Origin of the sequence: Enterobacter sp. AG326, from assembly GCF_004362415.1 — a bacterium.
GTDB classification, from domain to species: domain Bacteria; phylum Pseudomonadota; class Gammaproteobacteria; order Enterobacterales; family Enterobacteriaceae; genus Enterobacter; species Enterobacter asburiae.
In genome coordinates this window covers 698,201-717,625 of record NZ_SNXG01000001.1, presented here as the reverse complement: position 1 = coordinate 717,625, position 19,425 = coordinate 698,201, and the positions used below count along the sequence as shown (strand labels likewise).

Annotated in this window: 16 protein-coding genes; all 16 read left to right on the top strand. The window is 57.3% G+C overall.

Annotated elements, in window-relative coordinates:
* Positions 1-2 precede the first annotated feature (2 nt).
* The gene (tssA, locus tag DFO52_RS03405; protein ID WP_047647486.1) at positions 3-1,019 is read left to right on the top strand and encodes a type VI secretion system protein TssA; all 1,017 of its coding nucleotides are present in this window, start codon (positions 3-5) and stop codon (positions 1,017-1,019) included.
* Between the two features lie 75 nt (positions 1,020-1,094).
* Entirely contained in the window at positions 1,095-1,619 is a 525-nt protein-coding gene (gene tssB, locus DFO52_RS03400) for a type VI secretion system contractile sheath small subunit (RefSeq protein ID WP_008502644.1), read from the top strand.
* A 3-nt stretch (positions 1,620-1,622) separates the two neighbouring features.
* Positions 1,623-3,122, top strand: coding sequence for a type VI secretion system contractile sheath large subunit (gene tssC / locus DFO52_RS03395; RefSeq protein WP_014884232.1), 1,500 nt, complete (start codon positions 1,623-1,625; stop codon positions 3,120-3,122).
* 338 nt (positions 3,123-3,460) lie between these two features.
* Positions 3,461-3,880 carry a T6SS amidase immunity protein Tai4 family protein gene (locus DFO52_RS03390; protein ID WP_243737935.1) on the top strand — a complete coding sequence of 140 codons (420 nt, stop codon included), beginning with the start codon at positions 3,461-3,463 and terminating at the stop codon, positions 3,878-3,880.
* A 179-nt stretch (positions 3,881-4,059) separates the two neighbouring features.
* Complete coding sequence (locus tag DFO52_RS03385) at positions 4,060-4,542, top strand: type VI secretion system tube protein Hcp (RefSeq protein WP_008502640.1); 483 nt, start codon at positions 4,060-4,062, stop codon at positions 4,540-4,542.
* A 593-nt stretch (positions 4,543-5,135) separates the two neighbouring features.
* Complete coding sequence (locus DFO52_RS03380; RefSeq protein ID WP_058841364.1) at positions 5,136-6,125, top strand: hypothetical protein; 990 nt, start codon at positions 5,136-5,138, stop codon at positions 6,123-6,125.
* Positions 6,119-6,535, top strand: coding sequence for a hypothetical protein (locus DFO52_RS03375; protein ID WP_081051425.1), 417 nt, complete (start codon positions 6,119-6,121; stop codon positions 6,533-6,535). The genes DFO52_RS03380 and DFO52_RS03375 overlap by 7 nt, the downstream gene beginning before the upstream one ends.
* 86 nt (positions 6,536-6,621) lie before the next feature.
* Positions 6,622-8,385 carry a type VI secretion system-associated FHA domain protein TagH gene (gene tagH / locus DFO52_RS03370; protein ID WP_133549320.1) on the top strand — a complete coding sequence of 588 codons (1,764 nt, stop codon included), beginning with the start codon at positions 6,622-6,624 and terminating at the stop codon, positions 8,383-8,385.
* The gene (locus tag DFO52_RS03365; protein WP_023336024.1) at positions 8,382-9,179 is read left to right on the top strand and encodes a protein phosphatase 2C domain-containing protein; all 798 of its coding nucleotides are present in this window, start codon (positions 8,382-8,384) and stop codon (positions 9,177-9,179) included. Before tagH ends, DFO52_RS03365 begins: the two co-directional genes overlap by 4 nt.
* Before the next feature lie 16 nt (positions 9,180-9,195).
* Positions 9,196-10,194 (top strand): hypothetical protein, encoded by a 999-nt coding sequence (locus tag DFO52_RS03360; protein WP_047647488.1) that lies wholly within the window; start codon positions 9,196-9,198, stop codon positions 10,192-10,194.
* Between the two features lie 9 nt (positions 10,195-10,203).
* Positions 10,204-11,016: a type VI secretion system accessory protein TagJ gene (locus DFO52_RS03355; RefSeq protein ID WP_047647489.1), complete on the top strand. Its 813-nt coding sequence runs from the start codon at positions 10,204-10,206 to the stop codon at positions 11,014-11,016.
* The gene (gene tssE, locus DFO52_RS03350) at positions 11,009-11,572 is read left to right on the top strand and encodes a type VI secretion system baseplate subunit TssE (RefSeq protein WP_023312148.1); all 564 of its coding nucleotides are present in this window, start codon (positions 11,009-11,011) and stop codon (positions 11,570-11,572) included. The genes DFO52_RS03355 and tssE overlap by 8 nt, the downstream gene beginning before the upstream one ends.
* 2 nt (positions 11,573-11,574) lie before the next feature.
* Positions 11,575-13,446 (top strand): type VI secretion system baseplate subunit TssF, encoded by a 1,872-nt coding sequence (gene tssF, locus DFO52_RS03345; protein ID WP_047647490.1) that lies wholly within the window; start codon positions 11,575-11,577, stop codon positions 13,444-13,446.
* Positions 13,443-14,486, top strand: a complete 1,044-nt coding sequence (tssG, locus tag DFO52_RS03340) for a type VI secretion system baseplate subunit TssG (RefSeq protein ID WP_047647491.1) — start codon at positions 13,443-13,445, stop codon at positions 14,484-14,486. The genes tssF and tssG overlap by 4 nt, the downstream gene beginning before the upstream one ends.
* 34 nt (positions 14,487-14,520) lie before the next feature.
* Positions 14,521-17,136, top strand: coding sequence for a type VI secretion system ATPase TssH (tssH, locus tag DFO52_RS03335; protein ID WP_133549318.1), 2,616 nt, complete (start codon positions 14,521-14,523; stop codon positions 17,134-17,136).
* 24 nt (positions 17,137-17,160) lie between these two features.
* Positions 17,161-18,582, top strand: a complete 1,422-nt coding sequence (locus DFO52_RS03330) for a serine/threonine-protein kinase (protein ID WP_133549316.1) — start codon at positions 17,161-17,163, stop codon at positions 18,580-18,582.
* Positions 18,583-19,425 lie beyond the last annotated feature (843 nt).

Here is a 19,425-nt window from a genome sequence, read left to right as displayed (position 1 = left end):
TTATGAATATCGAAGAATTTCTCGCCCCAATAAGCCCCGAAAAACCCTGCGGCGAAAACCTGGAGTACGACGCCGACTTCCAGATCATGAATCAGGCCAGTCAGGGGAAAGCGGAACAGCAGTTTGGCGACACCATTATCCCGGCAGAGCCAGCTGACTGGAACACGGTGGAAAAATATGCCACCAGCCTGCTAACTCGCACCAAAGATCTTCGCGTACTGCTGGCGTTAACCCATGCCTGGACGCGCCGGCGCGGGCTTGCGGGCTACGCGGACGGTTTGTTGCTGGTGCAGGAGGCGATCGCCCGTTACTGGGAGACGCTCTATCCGCTGCTGGAAGAGTATGGCGAAACCGATCCGTTCTATCGCATTAACGCCCTAGCAGGGCTAAGCGATAAATCCGACCTCACCGTCGCCGTGCGAAACGCCTCGCTTCTGCGTTCAAACGGCGATGAAATTTCGCTCCGGGATGCCCAGGCTCTTCTGGACGGCAGCAAAACGGAATGCCCGGACTATCCCGGCGGCCGTCCACGGCTGATTGACGAACTGGCCCGCGGCGACCAGCCGGGAACCGACGCGGTTATCGTCATTAACGAACGTCTGCTGGCGATTCGCGAGCTGCTCACCGGGCATCTCGGTGAAAGCGGCGTGCCCGAGATGGAGCAGCTGCTGAAAACCGTCGGACTGGTCGCCAGCGCGTGTCAGGTAACCGACATCAGCAAGCTGCTGCCGAACCGTGAGGCGCAGGCAGAACCACAGGCCGAGCAGCAATCGGCGACAGCGCAGCCCGCTCAGCCGGTCACCGACTGGCGCAGCGTCCAGGTCACCAGCCGCGCCGACGCGCAGCTGATGCTGGAAAAAGCGAAGCAGTATTTTGCGCAGTACGAACCGAGCCACCCCGCACCGCTGATGATTGAACGGGTGCAGCGGCTGTCAGAACTTAACTTTATGGACATTATTCGCGACCTGGCGCCAGACGGCGTTAACCAACTTGAAAACATCTTTGGGCGCCGCGAATAACGCGTCCAGGCATTATGACGACAGGCATGGAGCCTGCCGTTTCACCTTCACCGCGCATCTTTGATGGAGAACATCATGGCAATGAGTAACAGTGGGCAGAAATTCATCGCACGTAACCGTGCCCCCCGCGTGCAGATCGAGTACGACGTAGAGATCTACGGTGCAGAACGTAAAATTCAGCTGCCGTTTGTGATGGGCGTCATGGCCGATCTGGTCGGCAAACCGGTAGAAAATCTGCCGGCCGTCGACGAGCGTAAATTCCTCGAAATCGACATCGACAACTTTGACGAACGCATGAAGGCGCTTAAGCCGCGCGTGGCGTTCCAGGTGGATAACACCCTGACCGGCGAAGGTAAGCTCAACGTGGATCTGACCTTTGACAGCATGGACGACTTCCTGCCGGATGCGGTGGCCCGCAAGGTCGAGCCGCTGAACAAGCTGCTGGAAGCGCGTACCCAGCTCTCCAACCTGCTGACCTATATGGACGGCAAAAACGGTGCGGAAGAGCTGATCGCTAAAATTCTGCAGGATCCGACGCTGCTCAAATCCCTGAGCCAGTTGCCGAAAAATGACGAAAGCGCGAAAGGTAGCGAGGAATAATCGATGAGCAACCAGACTCAACAACACGAGCAGCAGGCGGGTCAGGCGTTCAGCCAGGATGAATTCAGCGCGCTGCTGAACAAAGAGTTCCGCCCAAAAACCGATCAGGCCCGTTCAGCAGTAGAAAGCGCGGTTAAAACTCTGGCGCAGCAGGCGCTGGAAAATACCGTCACTTTCTCCAACGACACCTACCGCACCATTCAGAACCTGATCGCCGGTATCGACGAGCAGCTGTCGCAGCAGGTAAACCAGATCATTCACCACGAAGAGTTTCAGAAGCTGGAGAGCGCCTGGCGCGGTCTGAGCTACCTGGTGAACAACACTGAAACTGACGAGATGCTGAAGATCCGCTTTATGAGCATCTCCAAGCAGGAGCTGGGCCGCACCCTGAAGCGCTTCAAGGGCGTGGGCTGGGACCAGAGCCCGATCTTCAAGAAAATCTACGAGCAGGAGTACGGTCAGTTCGGCGGCGAGCCGTTTGGCTGCATCGTGGGCGACTACTACTTCGACCACAGCCCGCAGGACGTTGAGCTGCTGGGCGAAATGGCGCGCATCGGCTCTGCGGCGCACTGTCCGTTTATCACCGGTACCGCGCCGGGCGTGATGCAGATGGAGTCCTGGCAGGAGCTGGCTAACCCGCGCGACCTGACCAAGATCTTCCAGAACACCGAATACGCCGCCTGGCGTTCGCTGCGTGAATCCGAAGATGCCCGCTATCTGGGTCTGGTGATGCCGCGCTTCCTGTCGCGCCTGCCGTACGGCATTCGCACCAACCCGGTCGACAGCTTTGACTTTGAAGAGCAGACCGACGGCGCGAACCACAACAGCTACTCCTGGGCTAACGCCGCGTATGCGATGGCCGCCAACATCAACCGCTCCTTCAAAGAGTACGGCTGGTGCACCTCGATTCGCGGCGTGGAGTCGGGCGGGGCGGTTGAAAACCTGCCGTGCCACACCTTCCCGAGCGATGACGGCGGCGTGGACATGAAATGCCCGACCGAGATCGCCATCAGCGATCGTCGTGAAGCCGAGCTGGCGAAAAACGGCTTTATGCCGCTGGTTCACCGCAAAAACTCCGACTTTGCCGCCTTCATCGGCGCGCAGTCGCTGCAGAAACCGGCCGAGTACCATGACCCGGATGCCACCGCCAACGCGCGTCTGGCCTCTCGTCTGCCGTACCTGTTTGCCTGCTGCCGTTTTGCGCACTACCTGAAGTGCATCGTGCGCGACAAAATCGGCTCCTTCCGCGAGCGCGAAGAGATGGAACGCTGGCTAAACGACTGGGTCATGAACTACGTCGACGGTGACCCGGCTAACTCCTCTCAGGAGACCAAGTCCCGTAAACCGCTGGCGGCAGCGGAAGTGCAGGTGCAGGAGATTGAAGACAACCCGGGCTACTACGCCGCGAAGTTCTTCCTGCGTCCTCACTACCAGCTGGAAGGTCTGACCGTTTCCCTGCGTCTGGTTTCTAAACTGCCGTCGCTGAAGACGAAAGACGCGTAATGAGTGTAGCCGGCCCATTGGGTCGGCTACTTTTCGGTGAATATGAGATAGCTAATGAATTTGACTCTGACAGCGTTAATACGAAAATTCATCAGCTATTTAGCCATTTATACGTTGCTAATAATTTCATTCATGCTGTTTGTGACGGTATCCGGCTACTATCTGTTTATCTTTGACTGGCCGGAAGATGTCCCGCGAATCGCAATGCATGGATTCTTATGCACTGGATTTAATGCATTAGCGATAGCGATATACGTTGTGGCAGAGAAATGGAAAGAAAAAAGTTAGTATTTTACGCGGACTGATGCGCTGCGGATCCTAAGGCAAAGGATATTAAGGTGAAACGTTTCTGTTTTTTCCTCGTATTTCTGACCTTTTATGTGTGTGCCGGAAATAACTATCCTGATTTTTATCATCAGCAAACATACCGGCAGGTTTTAAAAGATATTGTTCTGGCGCGCTGCCTGGCGCAGGTAGCAGATAAAGGCAGCCAGTTTTCTGCTGATGCTGCCCGCAGTGCGAGTGCATTCATTGAGTGGATACCTTTTGATGCCGAAAATGGCACTGATAAAGTGGATGCCCTCATCGGAAAATATAAAAATCAAATTAACGGTTTTCATTCAGAGCGAAAACCTGATGTCAAAGGCGTAACCTTAAACTGTTTACGTCTTTATCATAGCGATGAGCTGAACAAACTGGTTCCGCAGGTCATCATAGGCGATCCTGACCGCACCTGGATTCAGGATAACCCGCAGTAGTAAAGACTTCACATTCTTTCCGTTCATTCAGGGAGAATGTAAGACTGTCAAATGACACGGGTCATTTGATGTGAGGCAGAGGTAAAATATGGACGGTTTTATTCAGCCCCATGCTTTCCTGTTTGCCATATAAGTGCTTTTTCGAAAGCAATATTGTTCATCCACGAAGAGTAGATATTATGGCTATTGATATGTTTCTGAAGGTCGAGGGTGTTACGGGCGAATCTAAAGATTCTAACCACACCGGCTGGACTGATATTACCTCCTTCTCCTGGGGCGCTTCCCAGCCAGGTAATATGAGCGTTGGCGGTGGCGGCGGTGCCGGTAAAGTTAACTTTAACGACCTGCACGTTAACGCGCTGATCGACAAATCCACCACCGCTATCCTGAAACACTGCGCCAGCGGTAAACACCTGACCAAAGTTGAGCTGTCCGTCTGTAAAGCCGGCGGCCAGCAGGTGGAATACTCCCGCATCACGCTGGAAGATGTGCTGGTCACCTCTGTTCAGTACACCGGTGCAGACAACGGCGATACCGTTGGTGTGACCTATGCATTCCAGGCTGCGAAAGTGAAACAGCAGTACTGGGAGCAGACCACGTCTGGTGGTAAAGGTGCTGAAAGCAGCGCTGGCTGGAACATCAAAGAAAACAAAGAAGCGTAATTGCGTATGTGGCCGGGGAGTTTTCCCCGGTCATTATGATTGCTTCACTATTCGGCGCGTATTTGCGATGGAAAGAGCGTTAACGGTTATACCCATTGTATTATCATGTAGCGCCTGCATATCCCACCCTGCTCAGTTTCAGAGTTTAACTGTTAAGGTGGAAAAAAATGCACCCTGTTTTGGCGTTTCGAATGACACTGAACCAGGTGACTCTGTGCTAGTTTATGAACCCTCGATATCTCGACGTGTAGGTAACGAATGGGAAAGCATCTTCTCTCCAGGAGCATTTCCTTCCAGCCGCTTTTTGAAATCTGAAGAGTGCCTACGCTGGGATAAAGTAGACTGGCAGTCAGGGGAGTATGATGTGGTATTACAATCGAGAAATCATAATACTATTGTTCGATATGCGACTCGCTTTATTCTCAGTGTAAATTCCAGAGGCGAATTATCGCTGGCAAGAATAGAATAGGAGCGTTTTCAAATGTTGATGTTTTTAAGAAAGTGTCAACCTTTGGATATTAATTTAACTCCGTTTTTATTTAAATGGGTATGCTTATTTGTGAGCGTTTTTGTAAAAATCAAAGGGAATGAATATGGCTAGCCAATCATTAGTTAATCCGGGATATTGTATTGTTCAGCAACCCGGAACCCTGGATTTCCAGACAAGGCTTTTATTCAACGATCCAAATAGTGATGCTGCACGTTATTTCATGCAGGTTAATAGTGATGTGCAGTGGTCAAAACCTGGGCAGATGTTGATTCTTGGTGCACCAGGAAGTAATAATTCTGTGCAGCTTAAGCAATTACAGCTCGCTAAAAAGAAAGTCAACGGTGCTCTGGCCGATCTTAACTCTGGTGAAGCGAATTTCTTTAATCAACATTTTAGTACCATAGCTGCAGTCACTAATTTTATGGATAAGTCCCTTGGTGTCGTTGCTGATGCAGGTGAAAAATATTTTAGTGAAATAGAAAAAAAACTTAAATCCATTGAATTGGCTTACCAGAATCAGTACAGAGCACAAGGGACATTGATAAGCCAACAGTTTTTTGTTGAACGTCAGCGCCTCTTTTCTGAGTTGGATGGTTTATTAAACAAATTGTCCCGACTGACCTTAAAGATGAAACCCTATAACGAATTGAAGCATGCATTAGGCTTGTCAAGCAGATCCATTGTACATGAATGGAGTACAGCCGGGGTCGCCTCTATTCGTGGTTATTCAACTTATATCGATAATGCCTCTAAGGCCGCTCGTTTTCTTAAAGCGGGAGGGTGGCTTGCAATAGGTTTTGCAGGTGCAAATACCACTAATGAAGTTTACAATGCCTGCACCGTAGGACGAGAGCAGAGTTGCTCTAAAGTCGCTGTGAAAAAATACAGCAGCTTTGGTGCAAGCCTGGCAGGGGGTATTTACGGTGGTAAATACGGAGCAATGGCAGGTGCTGGTGTATGCGTTGCGCTTGGTGTTGCGACGGGGGGTGTAGGACTGCTCGCCTGCTCCATTGTCGGGGCTGCTGCAGGAGGATACGTTGGTGGCGAGATAGCGGGCGGAGCGACTGAGTATATGATGGATAAAATATGGTGAATATAGAGAATTTATCATTATTTCTTATCGTGGTTTTATTGCTGGTTGTTGTAATTATGGATTTGTTCAGTTCTCGTTATTTCAAAAAGCACGAGGCTGATTATAATCAGTTACTTTCAGACTATCGGCGCAAGGGATATGATCTGGATCTTGTAACCGACTATGCTTCTTTTTTTGGTTCGCTGGCCAATTATCAAAAAATAATCTGGTTTGTTCGCCTTTATAAAGGCGTTAAAATGAAATTTACGCGTGAAAGGCTTGTTCAGGAAGATGCTTATAAATATGTACAGTCGTTACCTGAAGAAAGAATTGGTTGGATACTAAAGTTACATCGCCGCTATAAGTTACAGGCGTTAATATTCACTCTATGGCTCATTGTTGGATTATATTTTATCATCTTCATTAAATAGTTTTGATATTCAATTTCTCAAACGCCGCCGTTCTCGCTCCGAGAGCGGCAGCGTTTGAGCGCTAATCATACCAGCAGGAATACGCCATGCGATTCACGATTATTTCTACGAAACCCGGTCATCAGCCGCCGCAAAGCAGCTGTGATTTTTACGCCCCGGGCGGCACCATTGGGCGCGGTACGGATAACAATCTGGTGTTGCCGGATAATGACCGCACCATCTCTCGTCTGCAGGCGATTGTTCACGTTGACGCCCAGGGCGAATGCCGCGTGACCAACCGTGGCAGCGTCACCCGCGTGGTATTAAATGACATTCCGCTGGAGCGAGGGCGTCAGGTTGAACTGCAGGATGGCGACATTCTCGGTATAGATGACTACCGTATCGAAGTCACCGAACTGATCCACGATACCCAGCCCGTGAGCCGTATGGCGGCCAGCATGCATCAGCAGGCGCGTCCGGCAGCCGCGTCCGCGCCCGCTGCGCAACCGAAGCCGGCGAGCGCCGCACCGCGCGGGAAAGCCGAACCGACCGCCGTGCCAACGGAGATCTGGGATAGCCTGATGCAGGAGTTCTCCATCTCCGACAGCATCTCCAGCAACCGTACAAAACCGCAGCCTGCTGCATCGCACGATCCGTTCTCCCAGCCTGCGGCTCCGGAGCGTAACGCTGAAGATCCGCTGGCGATGTTCAACGACAGCGATCCAAAGCTTGAGCGTAAGAATGTCGACCCGGACACGCTGTTCAGCGACGAAGCGTTGTTCAAAAAAGAGAGTATTTTTGACGACGTCACCCCGTCAACGCTGGTGCCGCCGGGCGAGACGACCCCCGCTAAGCCAGAAGACGAGGCGACGGACGAACTCGATCCGCTGGCCCTGTTTGGCGGTAAGGCCAGTGCGCCAGCCGCACGTAATGACGACCCGCTCGGGCTGATGGGCGGCGCACCGTTAACCCATCCGGATGACATTCTTGCCGAAAAGCCTGCGCCAGTGCCGGAACCCGAGCAGGAAGAGGACGTGCTGGCCGATTCTCCGCTGTTCGCCCCTGAGCCGCAGGAAGAACCGCGTGCTGAAGAAGAGCCCGCGCGACCGGATTACGCAGGCTTCACCATGCCTACGCCACAGGCCGTTGCGCGCAGCAGCGCTCAGGCCCCGAAGGGCCGACTGCGCATCGACCCGGTCAATAACGCCTCCGCCCCAACCGCCACGGCGAACAGCGGTGAGAAGGGCGAAGTGCTGCAGGGCGAGCTGCTGGAGGCGCTGCTGGAAGGCATGGGGCTGAGCGAAATGCAGCCCGTCCCACAGTTTGACCGTGAAAACATGCGTCAGCTGGGGCAGATCCTCGGCATGTTCTCTCAGGGAACCGTGGCGCTGCTCTCCTCACGCTCCATCCTCAAGCGTGGCGTGAAGGCCGATATGACCATGGTGCTGGACGATGCCAACAACCCGTTCAAGCTGTTGCCGACCGGCAAAACCGTGCTGATCCAGATGTTCGGCACCCCAATGCCGGGCTTTATGCCGCCGACCAAATCCGTGCGCGACGCGCTGATCGATCTGCAGGCGCACCAGCTGGGCATGATCTCCGGTATCCGCGCCATCATTGCCGCGATGCTGCAGTCCTTTAACCCTGAGCAGCTGGAAGAGCAGGCGAAGCAGAACGGGATGACCTCTCGTCTGGCGCTGCCGGGTAGCCGCAAAGCCGCCCTGTGGGACTATTTTGTTCGCAGCTATGGCGAGACGGCTGGCGAGATTGAGGATGACTTCCACACCCTGTTCGGCGAAGCCTTCCTTCATGCGTACGACATGGAGGTGAATCAGTACAAAGACTCACAGAGCGGATCGGAAGACAAATGAATATCGCAACGGCTTCTCTCTCCCGCCAGGGGACGCGCGCCAGCAACCAGGACCAGACGGGAGAAACCATAGGGGAACGTTCGGCCTGCTTTGTCGTCTGCGACGGCATCGCGGGCCTGCCGGGCGGTGAGGTGGCTGCAGAGCTGGCCCGCAACAGCATTATCTCCCGCTTCGATGGCGACAAACATCTTAACGCGCAGCATATCCGCGACTACGTGCAGACGGCGAACCGCACCATCCTCAGCGAACAGCAGGCCGTTCAGGACTATCGCCGGATGGGCACGACGCTGGTCAGCCTGTTCATTGACCGCGATTACGGGCTGGCCTACTGGGCGCACGCCGGGGATAGCCGCCTGTATCTGTTTCGCCGGGGATGGCTGTGGCACGTGACCACCGACCACAGCCTGGTGCAGCAGATGAAAGACGCCGGGCATCAGACCGACGATCTCAACAGCAACCTGCTGTACCTCGCGCTGGGGATTGAAAACGGCGGGCCGGAAGCGAGCTACAGCGACGTGGTGCAGGTGGAAGACGGCGATGCATTCTTACTCTGCACCGACGGGTTCTGGCACGGCGTTAGCGAAGAGCAAATGAAGCAGTCGCTGCATATGGTCAATACGCCGCAGGAGTGGCTGACCTTAATGAACCAAATCATTCAAAAGAATGGCGAACAGGAGGGGAATGCTCAGGATAACTATACTGCCCTGGCGGTATGGATGGGCAACCCTCAGGACACCACTTTGCTGCACACCCTCTCTGACGCAGCACAATTTCTTCCCTGCGGAACTGATTAGACACACAAGGAACGATATGAAACTTTGGCTATCGGGTTTGGCACTTCTGGCGGTCACCTCCACCGCGCAGGCTGAGAATTTCCGCATCGTGCAGTCTCCTGCGCAGAAGCTGGATATCTGGATCGACAACATCAAAGACAACACGCCGCAGAGCTGGTGTAAACCTGAGGTGGCGCTGCGCATTGTGGCGAACGGCAAGAAAGACGTCTCCGTGCTGGAGAGCTTTGTGCCGCGTCTTGGCTCCCTGCTGGAACACCAGTGCAGCAAAGTGAATAAGCTTAGCTGGACGCTCAACGATCCGGCGGGTACCACGCTGGCGCAGGGTACGGCAGGCAAAGCGCAGGACTGGGCGCTGGTGGTGAAACAGGAGCAGGCCGCGCCTGCTGCGACCGTCACCGCAACCCCAGCCAGCGGCGCGTTGTTGCCGCCGGACCAGAACGTGGCTTCCCGCACGGTTGCCGCTGACCGCACGCCGTGGCAGGAATTTACCCTGCAGGACGGCTGCCACCTGCGCACCTTCTGGGAAGGTGGCGCTTCCGCTCCGGCGCTCTTTATTCCGGATTCTGACACCACCCGCTGCGGTAACGGCAGCTGGCTTAGCGGGCACACCGTGGTTTCGCAGTCCCGCAACGGCGGACAGAAAGAGATGGCGGTGACGTACATCCATGGCTTCCCGGTGACGGGTCTGAATCAAAGCGCCGATCCTGAAAACGCGCTGATCACCTCCGTCAACAAAGAGCGCATGGTGTTCAGCACCCCAGACAGCGACCAGAGCTGGATGATCCTGCCTTACGATAACGCCCTGAACAGCTGGAAAAGCAACGGCACCGTAGCGGTGGAGATCTCCCGTGAAATCGCCAGCGATGATGCAAAACTGCAGGCGCGTATTGCGGCGGTGAAAAAAACCTGGAGCGCCTGGGTCGCACCCGGCACGCCGCTGAATATCGTGCTGATTGATACCCTGCGTCCTCAGCTGCGCGATCCGGCCGTCGGCGCATGGCGCGCGGCGAATTAAGGAGTGGCTATGAATACGCTCTATCAACACCTGGCGGGCGAGCCGCTCAGCGATGCGCTGGCGCGCCTTGAAGCTGAAATCAAAGCCCGTCCGGCGGATGCCGACCTTCGCGCCGCGTTCGTGCAGTTTTTAACCCTCAGCGGCAACTGGACGCGCGCGCTGACCCAGCTGAAAAGCTGGCTGGCGCTGAAGCCTCAGGCGAAGCCCACCGTCACGCTGCTGGAGCAATCCATTCAGGGCGAGCTGCAGCGCGCGCAGGTGATGGCGGGACAGGCGCGTCCGGCCATGCCAGAAACCCAGTGGCCGTGGCTGACGACCCTGGCCTCGGCGCTAAGCGAGGAGGGCGAGCGCGCCCGGGCGCTGCGTCTGGACGCCCTCGATCGGGCTCAGGCCACCCCCGGCCAGATTATCCTCGAAAACGAGGAGACGCAGGCTTTCGAGTGGCTGATGGACGGCGATGCCCGTCTCGGCCCGGTCTGCGAAACCATCGTAAACGGCCGTTATTTCTGGCTGCCGTTCAGCGCCATCGCGGAGATCCGTTTCCAGGCGCCCGCCAGCGTGACCGATCTGGTCTGGCGTCACGCGCTGGTGCGCCTGACCGACGGTACGGAGCAGGTGTGTCAGATCCCGGCGCGTTACCCGTTTGCTGCCGATGCCACCGATGCGGTCAAGCTGGGCCGCACCACCGATTGGCAGCCTCTCGACGAAGACGGCACCCTTTACGAAGGCAGGGGCCAGAAGGCCTGGCTGAGCGAGCAAAGCGAATACCCGCTGCTGTCCTTAAGCCTCGTGACGTTTGCGACGGATGGAGCCGATGAGTAATCCCGCTGGCGAAGGCGATCTGCTGCGCAGCGGCTGGCAAGCCCGCAGCAGGCAGGAGAAGGTGGGGGCGCGCGACAAAATGCAGCCCTCGCTGCTGGATCGCCTCACCGATAACGACCCGGAAAAAAAACGCGAGTCGGCCAACAGCAATCTGATCACCCACGCCGCCCTGCGCCGCAACGTCCTGCGCGATCTGCAGTGGTTGTTTAACACCATCAACCACGATGCCTCCGGCGATTTGAGCGCCTTGCCGCACGTGAAGCGCTCGGTGGTCAACTTCGGCGTCGCGCCGCTGGCCGGGAAAAGGATGTCGGATATCGAATGGCACGACATTCAGCGCAAGCTCACCGAGGCCATCATCAATTTTGAGCCGCGCATTTTGCCGCAGGGGCTGCAGGTCCGCTGCGTGTCGGATACCTCCTCGCTGGATCTGCACAACGTGCTCTCCATCGAGATCAAAGGGCGTTTGTGGTGTGTGCCGTACCCGCTGGAGTTTCTGTTTCGTACCGATGTCGATCTGGAAAACGGCCATTTTGAACTGAAAGATGCGGGGTAATCATGGAAAGTAAACTGCTCGAATATTACAACCGCGAGCTGGCCTACCTGCGAGAAATGGGGGCCGAGTTTGCCGAGCGCTACCCTAAGGTCGCCGGACGGCTGGGCATGCGCGGCATCGAAGTGGCAGACCCGTATACCGAACGTCTGATGGAGGGCTTCGCCTTCCTGACCTCCCGCGTGCAGATGAAAATGGACGCGGAGTTTCCGCGTTTCTCCCAGCGTCTGCTGGAGATGATTGCGCCTAACTATCTTGCGCCCACGCCGTCGATGGCGATCGCGGAGATTGAGCCGGACAGCAGCCGGGGCGACCTGAGCAAGGGCTTCATTGTGCCGCGCGGTACCATGATGGACAGCCTGGCGCTGAAAAAAACCGGCGTGACCTGCAGCTATACCACGGCGCACGAGGTCAACCTGCTGCCGCTGAAAATCGACAAGGTCGAGCTGGGCGGCGTGCCCGCCGATCTGCCGCTGGCGCAGCTGGGGCTGAGCCAGCGGGGGATCGGCAGCGCCTTGCGGATCCGCATCGCCTGCGACGGCCCGCAAAACCTCGGGCACCTGGATTTCGACCGTCTGGAATTTTTCCTCGGTGGTCCGGACATTGAAGCGCTGAAGCTGCTGGAGCTGGTGATGGAGCACCACGCCGGGATCGTCTGTCAGACGGTCAGCCCGCAGCCGCAGCGACAGCTGCTGGCGTCGGACGCGCTGCGCCAGGAGGGCTTTGAGCCTGACCAGGCCCTGCTCCCTGACGATCTGCGCAACTTTGACGGCTACCGCCTGCTGCAGGAGTATTTCGCGTTTCCGGCCCGCTTCCGCTTCATCAGCCTGAGCGGCCTGAGCACGCTTATCGAACGCTGTGAAGGCGAAAAAGCCTTCGACATCTTCATTCTGCTGGATAAGTCGGATGAACAGCTGGAGCGCGTGGTCGATGCCAGCCATCTGGCACTGCACTGTACGCCGGTCATCAACCTGTTCCCAAAGGTCGCGGCGCGTCAGAAGCTGAATGAAGGCCAGCATGAATACCATCTGGTGGTCGATAACATTCGTCCGCTGGATTATGAAATTTACGCGGTCAAAAAAATCTATGGCAGCGCGGACGGCCAGCGCGATGACCAGACGTTTCGTCCATTCTGGAGCACCTGGAGCGGCGATGCGGGCAACTACGGGGCCTATTTTTCCCTGCGCCGCGAACAGCGCGTGCTGTCCGAACACGCCCTGCGCTACGGTACCCGCACCGGTTACATCGGTTCAGAGGTGTTTGTTTCGCTGGTGGATGAACAGCACGCCCCGTGGCAGGAAAACCTGCGCTATATCTCTGCCGAGGTGCTCTGCACCAGCCGCGACCTGCCGCTGATGCTGCAGCAGGAGCTCGGGCAGTTCATTATGGCCGACTCCATGCCGGTGAAATCCCTCACCCTGCGCAAAGGCCCGACGCCGCCGCGCCCGGCGCTGGCGGAAGGGTTCAGCACCTGGCGACTCATCAGCCAGCTGCAGATGAACTACCTCAGCCTGATGGACAGCGAAAACGAAGACGGCGCGGCCGCGCTGCGCCAGCTGTTAGGGCTGTACGCCAACCTGGCAGAAACGCCCGTTGCGCGTCAGGTTGAGGGGGTACGCCACTGCGTGCTGGAGCCGGTTCACCGCCGCGTGCCTGAACCCGGCCCGGTCGTTTTCGCCCGCGGGATCGGCATCACCCTGACTGTCGATGAGCGAGCCTTTTCCGGCGCCAGTCCGTGGCTCTTTGGCAGCGTGATGGAGCGTCTCTTTGCCCGTCTGGTTTCCATCAACAGCTTTACGGAATTCACCCTGAAGAGTCAGCAGCGCGGCGAGATTGGCTACTGGGCGCCGCGCATGGGTAAAAGGGCGCTGATATGAGTGACGCTGCCACTGCACCGCTGCGCGTGCATCGCCTGACCCGGCTGCCGGACGCGTTCTGGCACGGGGTCCGCGAGACGCCCTGGCGCTACGATCTGTTTCAGCTGTTAAGGCGCATCGATGCCCAGGGCGGCGAGCGCTACCCGCTGGGACGCGCGCCGCTGCCGAAATTTGAGCCGCTGCGCATCGGCCAGCAGCCGTCGATGAGTTTTGCACCGTCGACGCTGGCTCAGGTACGCCAGCGGGAGGAAAGCGGGCTGCACGAGGTGTCTATCCTCAGCTTCGGCCTGTTTGGCCCGAACGGCCCGCTGCCTGTCCACATGACCGAATACGCCCGCGAGCGTATTTATCATCATCAGGACACCAGCCTCAGCGCGTTTGCCGACCTGTTCCATCACCGCCTTGCGCTGCTGTTTTATCGCGCCTGGGCGGATGCGCAACCGGCCGTCTCTCTGGACCGCGCCGACAACAGGCGCTTTGAGGGGTACCTGGCGTCGCTGATTGGCATGGGCCAGCCGGGGCAGATGAACAAAGGCAGCCTGAGCTCGCATGCTCGCTTTACCCACGCCGGACACCTGACCCGTCACGGGCGGGATCCGGAGGGGCTGGAGAAGATCCTGCGCAACTATTTTAAAGCGCCGGTTAAGCTGGTGAGCAACGTGCCGCAGTGGATGCCGCTTTCCGCGCGCGAGCAGGCGCAGCTTGGCGCAGGACGCCGCATGCCGCGCATGGGGGAATCCGCCTTTCTCGGCGTCGCCGTCCGCGATGTGCAGCACAAGTTTCGCATCGAAATTGGCCCGCTGAGCGCGGAGGAGTACAACCGCTTTCTGCCGGGAGAAGCGTGGGTCGCCGAACTGCGCGACTGGGTGCGTCAGTACGCCGGGGTGGAGTTTGAATGGGAAACGCGGGTGATCCTGCGTGAAGACGCGGTGCAGGGTACCACGCTCGGCAGCAATGGGCGATTAGGCTATAACACCTGGCTGGGCCTTCAGCCGCAGCCTGTCCCGCGTGGCGATCTGGTGTATTGCGCAGAGCGATAATTTTTCTAACGCATTGTTATCAATGGAACCGAACATGTCAGAAATTAGCCGTGCCGTGCTTTTCGGCAAACTGGATACGCTGTTATTTACCTCTCTGGAAAGCGCCACTGCGTTCTGCAAGCTGCGCGGCAATCCGTACGTTGAGCTGGTGCACTGGCTGCATCAGCTGATGCAGCAGCAGGATGGCGATCTGCAGCAGGTCATCCGCCATTTTGCCCTTGATGAACAGCAGCTGACCCGCGATATCGTGGCCGCGCTGGACGTCCTTCCGCGCGGGGCGAGTTCCGTTTCCGATCTTTCTGAACACATCGACAGCGCCGTGGAGCGCGCCTGGGTCTTCGGCTCGCTGAAGTTTGGCGTCAGCCGTATTCGCGGCGGCCATTTGCTGATCGGCATGCTTAAAACCTGGAACCTGGCCAACGTGCTGAAAAGCATTTCGTCGCAGTTCACCCGCCTTAACGTCGAGGTGCTGATTGAGCAGTTCGACGCCATCTGCGCCAACAGCAAAGAGACGCAGCAGGCCGCTGCCGCCGTCGACGCACCGGCGGGTGCGGTACCGGCTGCGCAGGGGACGCTGGCCCAGTACGGCCAGGACCTGACCGCCCGCGCCCGCGACGGGAAGATTGACCCGGTTGTCGGGCGCGACGAGGAGATCCGCCAGATGGTGGATATCCTGATGCGTCGCCGCCAGAACAACCCGCTGCTGACCGGAGAAGCCGGGGTCGGGAAAACGGCGGTGGTGGAAGGGCTGGCGCTGCGTATCGCCGACGGCGACGTTCCGGAGCCGCTGCAAAATATTCAGCTGTGGCTGCTGGATATCGGCATGCTGCAGGCTGGGGCAGGCATGAAAGGCGAGTTCGAGGCCCGGCTGCAGGCGCTCATTAATGAAGTCCAGTCCAGCGCCACGCCAATCATTCTGTTTATCGATGAGATCCACACCCTGATTGGCGCAGGCGGCCAGCAGGGGACCGGCGATGCGGCGAACCTGCTGAAGCCCGCGCTGGCGCGCGGACAGCTGCGCACCATCGGCGCCACCACCTGGGCGGAATACAAAAAGTACATCGAGAAAGACCCGGCGCTGACCCGTCGTTTCCAGACGGTGCAGGTGCACGAGCCGGACGAAGCGAAAGCCATTCTGATGCTGCGCAGCACCGTGTCGCCGCTGGAGACGCACCACCAGGTGCTGCTGCTCGACGAAGCGGTCAGCGCGGCGGTGAAGCTGTCGCATCGTTACATCCCGGCGCGTCAGCTGCCGGATAAAGCCGTTGCGCTGCTCGACACCGCCTGCGCCCGCGTCGCGGTCAGCCAGAGCGCGCCGCCTGCGCAGCTGGAAGACTGCCTGCGCCACCTTGCCGCGCTGGACGTGGAAATTGAGATCGCTGAACGCGAAGCGCGCGTGGGAGCCGGTGACGCCGATCGCGTGACCGCTTTACTCGCCGAACGCGACGCGTATGAAACCAAACGCGAAGCCCTGTCCCGGCGCTGGGAAGAAGAACGCAGCCTGGTGCAGGAGATTATCCGCCTGCGCGCGGCGCTGTTCGCGGCGAGCGATGAAGATAGCGCCGAGCTGCGCGGCCAGCTGGCGGAACAGCAGCAGGCGCTGAACGCCCTGCAGGGCGATGAACCGCTGCTGTTTGCGGCGGTGGATGAAAACGTGGTTGCCGCGGTGGTCTCTGACTGGACCGGGATCCCGCTGGGCCGGATGGTGAAAAACGAGATCGACGCGGTGCTCAACCTCGCCGACACGCTGAACCAGCGCGTTATCGGCCAGCGTCACGGTCTGGATCTCATTGCCCGCCGCGTGAAAACCTCGCGGGCGAAGCTCGACGATCCCAACAAACCGGTGGGCGTCTTTATGCTGTGCGGCCCGTCCGGGGTCGGTAAAACCGAAACCGCGCTGGCGCTCGCGGAATCCCTGTACGGGGGCGAGCAGAACGTTATCACCATCAACATGAGTGAGTTCCAGGAAGCGCACACCGTTTCCACCTTAAAAGGTGCGCCTCCGGGGTACGTAGGGTATGGTGAAGGCGGCGTGTTAACCGAGGCCGTGCGCCGCCGCCCGTACAGCGTGGTGCTGCTGGACGAAATTGAAAAAGCGCACCCGGACGTTCACGAGATCTTCTTCCAGGTCTTTGATAAAGGCTGGATGGAAGACGGCGAGGGGCGCCACATTGATTTCCGCAACACCATCATTATTCTGACCTCCAACGTCGGCACCGACCTCATTAGCGCCATGTGCGCCGATCCGGAGCTGATGCCGGAGCCTGATGCGTTAAGCGGCGCCCTGCGCCAGCCGCTGCTGGAGGTATTCCCACCGGCGCTGCTGGGCCGCCTGCTGGTGGTGCCGTACTACCCGCTCAGCGACGAGATGCTGGGGCAGATTGTTCGCCTGCAGCTCAAGCGCATTCAGCGTCGCCTGGAAGAGAATCACAGCATTATTTCTGAGTTTGACGACAGCGTGGTGGAACAGATTGTTCAGCGCTGTACCGAGGTGGAGTCCGGGGGCCGCATGGTGGATGCTATTCTGACCAATACCTTGCTGCCTCAGATGAGCCAGATCTTACTTACCGCCAGCCGCAGCGACGAGCAGTACCGACGTCTGCACGTCACCTGCGAGCAGGGCGAGTTTCACTGTCAGTTTGCCGCGTAATAATCATCAAGAGAACTGTAAAAGATGACGGATAATGATAACAATCGGACTGTCCCAAACGCGCTCCCGGTCGGGTACCGCTTCAACGAGTTTGAAATCAAAGAGGTGATCGGCGGCGGCGGTTTTGGCATCGTCTATCGCGCGTGGGATCACCAGCTCGAACGCACTATCGCTATCAAAGAATTTATGCCTTCCTCGCTCGCCGTGCGCGGCGACGACATGACCCTGGTGCTGCGCAGCGAGCGCTTTGGCAAAGCGTTTTCCGCAGGCCTGAACAGCTTCATCCAGGAAGCCCGTCTGCTGGCGCGCTTTAACCACCCGAACCTGCTGCACGTCCTGCGCTTCTGGGTGCAAAACGACACGGCCTACATGGGGACGCTGTTTTACAGCGGGACCACGCTTTCGCGCCTGCGCGAAGAAAAGCCGGAGCTGATCAACGAGGCCTGGATCCGCCGCACGCTGCCGATGCTGTTCGGTGCGATCAAGACCATTCACGACGAAGGCTATCTGCACCGCGACATCTCCCTGGATAACATTCAGATCCAGGATAACGGCCTGCCGGTGCTGCTCGATTTCGGCTCCGCGCGCCGCACCATCGGTAACCTCTCCGACGAAACGGAAACCATGCTGCGCCCGGGCTTTGCGCCGATTGAGCAGTATACCGACGACAACGAAAGCGAGCAGGGCCCGTGGACGGATATTTACGCCCTCGGCGCGGTGCTGCGTACCCTGATTGTGGGTTCTCCGCCGCCGGTCAGCGTGGTGCGCTCAATTCAGGATACCTGCAAACCGCTGGTGGAAATCATGCCGCAGGGCTATTCGATTCCGCTGCTGCAGGCCATCGACCGCGCGCTGGCGCTGCACATGGAGGATCGTCCGCAGTCAATCGACGAGTTCGCCGCGCTGATAGAGATGCCGGTCGCCGGTATCAACGATGTGCTGACGGCGAAAAAGCCCGGCACGATGCTGGTACCGGTGGAGGAGGAACAACCGGCTTCGCTACTCGACTGGCGCCGCTACAAGATCCCGGGCTTGGTTGCCGCAGGCGTGCTGGTGGGCGTTGTCGCCGGGGCGATGATTTTCAGCGGCGGTAACGATGCGCCCGAGCAGGCTGCACAGCCACCGGCAGAGACGCGTCCGACTGAAACCGCCGCTAACACGCCGGACGTGAAGCCAGAAACGGCGAAGGTTAACGAGCAGGCGACGGCCCAGCAGACTCCGCCGCCTGTCGACGCAAGCCCTGTTGCGCTGGTCTATATCCGCATCCTCGACGGCGAAACGCTGAAAGTGAACGGCGAGCCAAAAGCGCTGCGTCCGGCGACCAACGGCTATGCATCGCTCAAGCTGCCGGCCGGCGAGGTGAAGATTGAACTGCAGGGCAACGGAAGAACGCGTGGCCAGACGCTGGATATCACCAAGCCGGGCACCTGGCTGGTGAATCCTTAGGAACGTACGATCTTCGAGGCCAGGGACTTATTCTAGAGGTGTTAGATGATTGTTTCCCCTCTTTACGTACAAAATCTCATTAGAATTAAATGCTCAATAGGGCTCAGGAGAGGTGGTCTTAATTGACCACCCTCAGTGAAAAACAACCGTGCCCTTTTTCTCCGACCTCGGAGAGTTAGATGAAGCGAAGATGCGGAATTGCATTTTTGTAAATGATAATAACGCTCGTTAACATAAATAATATCGCGCATTTAAGGAGTGAAATAGGGTATTTCTGGGGAAGCATGGATCTTCTCGCAATTTTACTTTATTGCGTGAATTCAGTTCGCAACAACAGAATCCCATTCATTTCTGATGCAAAAGCATTTAGTGCTTCATTGCATTATTACGCAGGTGATGGTTTCAGCATTTTGGTCATGCTTTTTTTTTGTGCTTGACTTACTTTTATTACTCTCTTTGTTTGCTTCGGCCTGGCTACTCTTCAAGCGAAAAATCGGAGCGGTTAAATTTGCCCTTGCTCAGGAATTATTTCGCTTGATTTCATTCAGATGTTCGGTCTCATTTTTCCCTCTTTTAGTAAGTATGTTTGATATCTCAAACATCTGGTTGAATGTAGGCTTATTTGTTATATCAGAGTCACTGAAAATCTACTCTCTTGTTTTTTGGATGAACAAGAGGGAAAAGCCCCTTTCTTGAATGACGCTTTATCACAGATGCGAACCTCTTTTCTTAATCGCATAAGCTAGATGGAATAAAGATTATGCTCAACCGAATTACCGTTCAGCTCCCGGTGGAGGGGCTTCTGTTCTGGAAACTGACGGGCCGCGAGGCGATGTCCGAGTC

Bases quoted from the DNA above. Each gene is read 5' to 3' on its own strand.
- tssA (WP_047647486.1), top strand. From the start codon at position 3: ATGAATATCGAAGAATTTCTCGCCCCAATAAGCCCCGAAAAACCCTGC.
- tssB (WP_008502644.1), top strand. From the start codon at position 1,095: ATGGCAATGAGTAACAGTGGGCAGAAATTCATCGCACGTAACCGTGCC.
- tssC (WP_014884232.1), top strand. From the start codon at position 1,623: ATGAGCAACCAGACTCAACAACACGAGCAGCAGGCGGGTCAGGCGTTC.
- DFO52_RS03385 (WP_008502640.1), top strand. From the start codon at position 4,060: ATGGCTATTGATATGTTTCTGAAGGTCGAGGGTGTTACGGGCGAATCT.
- DFO52_RS03380 (WP_058841364.1), top strand. From the start codon at position 5,136: ATGGCTAGCCAATCATTAGTTAATCCGGGATATTGTATTGTTCAGCAA.
- DFO52_RS03375 (WP_081051425.1), top strand. From the start codon at position 6,119: ATGGTGAATATAGAGAATTTATCATTATTTCTTATCGTGGTTTTATTG.
- tagH (WP_133549320.1), top strand. From the start codon at position 6,622: ATGCGATTCACGATTATTTCTACGAAACCCGGTCATCAGCCGCCGCAA.
- DFO52_RS03365 (WP_023336024.1), top strand. From the start codon at position 8,382: ATGAATATCGCAACGGCTTCTCTCTCCCGCCAGGGGACGCGCGCCAGC.
- DFO52_RS03360 (WP_047647488.1), top strand. From the start codon at position 9,196: ATGAAACTTTGGCTATCGGGTTTGGCACTTCTGGCGGTCACCTCCACC.
- DFO52_RS03355 (WP_047647489.1), top strand. From the start codon at position 10,204: ATGAATACGCTCTATCAACACCTGGCGGGCGAGCCGCTCAGCGATGCG.
- tssE (WP_023312148.1), top strand. From the start codon at position 11,009: ATGAGTAATCCCGCTGGCGAAGGCGATCTGCTGCGCAGCGGCTGGCAA.
- tssF (WP_047647490.1), top strand. From the start codon at position 11,575: ATGGAAAGTAAACTGCTCGAATATTACAACCGCGAGCTGGCCTACCTG.
- tssG (WP_047647491.1), top strand. From the start codon at position 13,443: ATGAGTGACGCTGCCACTGCACCGCTGCGCGTGCATCGCCTGACCCGG.
- tssH (WP_133549318.1), top strand. From the start codon at position 14,521: ATGTCAGAAATTAGCCGTGCCGTGCTTTTCGGCAAACTGGATACGCTG.
- DFO52_RS03330 (WP_133549316.1), top strand. From the start codon at position 17,161: ATGACGGATAATGATAACAATCGGACTGTCCCAAACGCGCTCCCGGTC.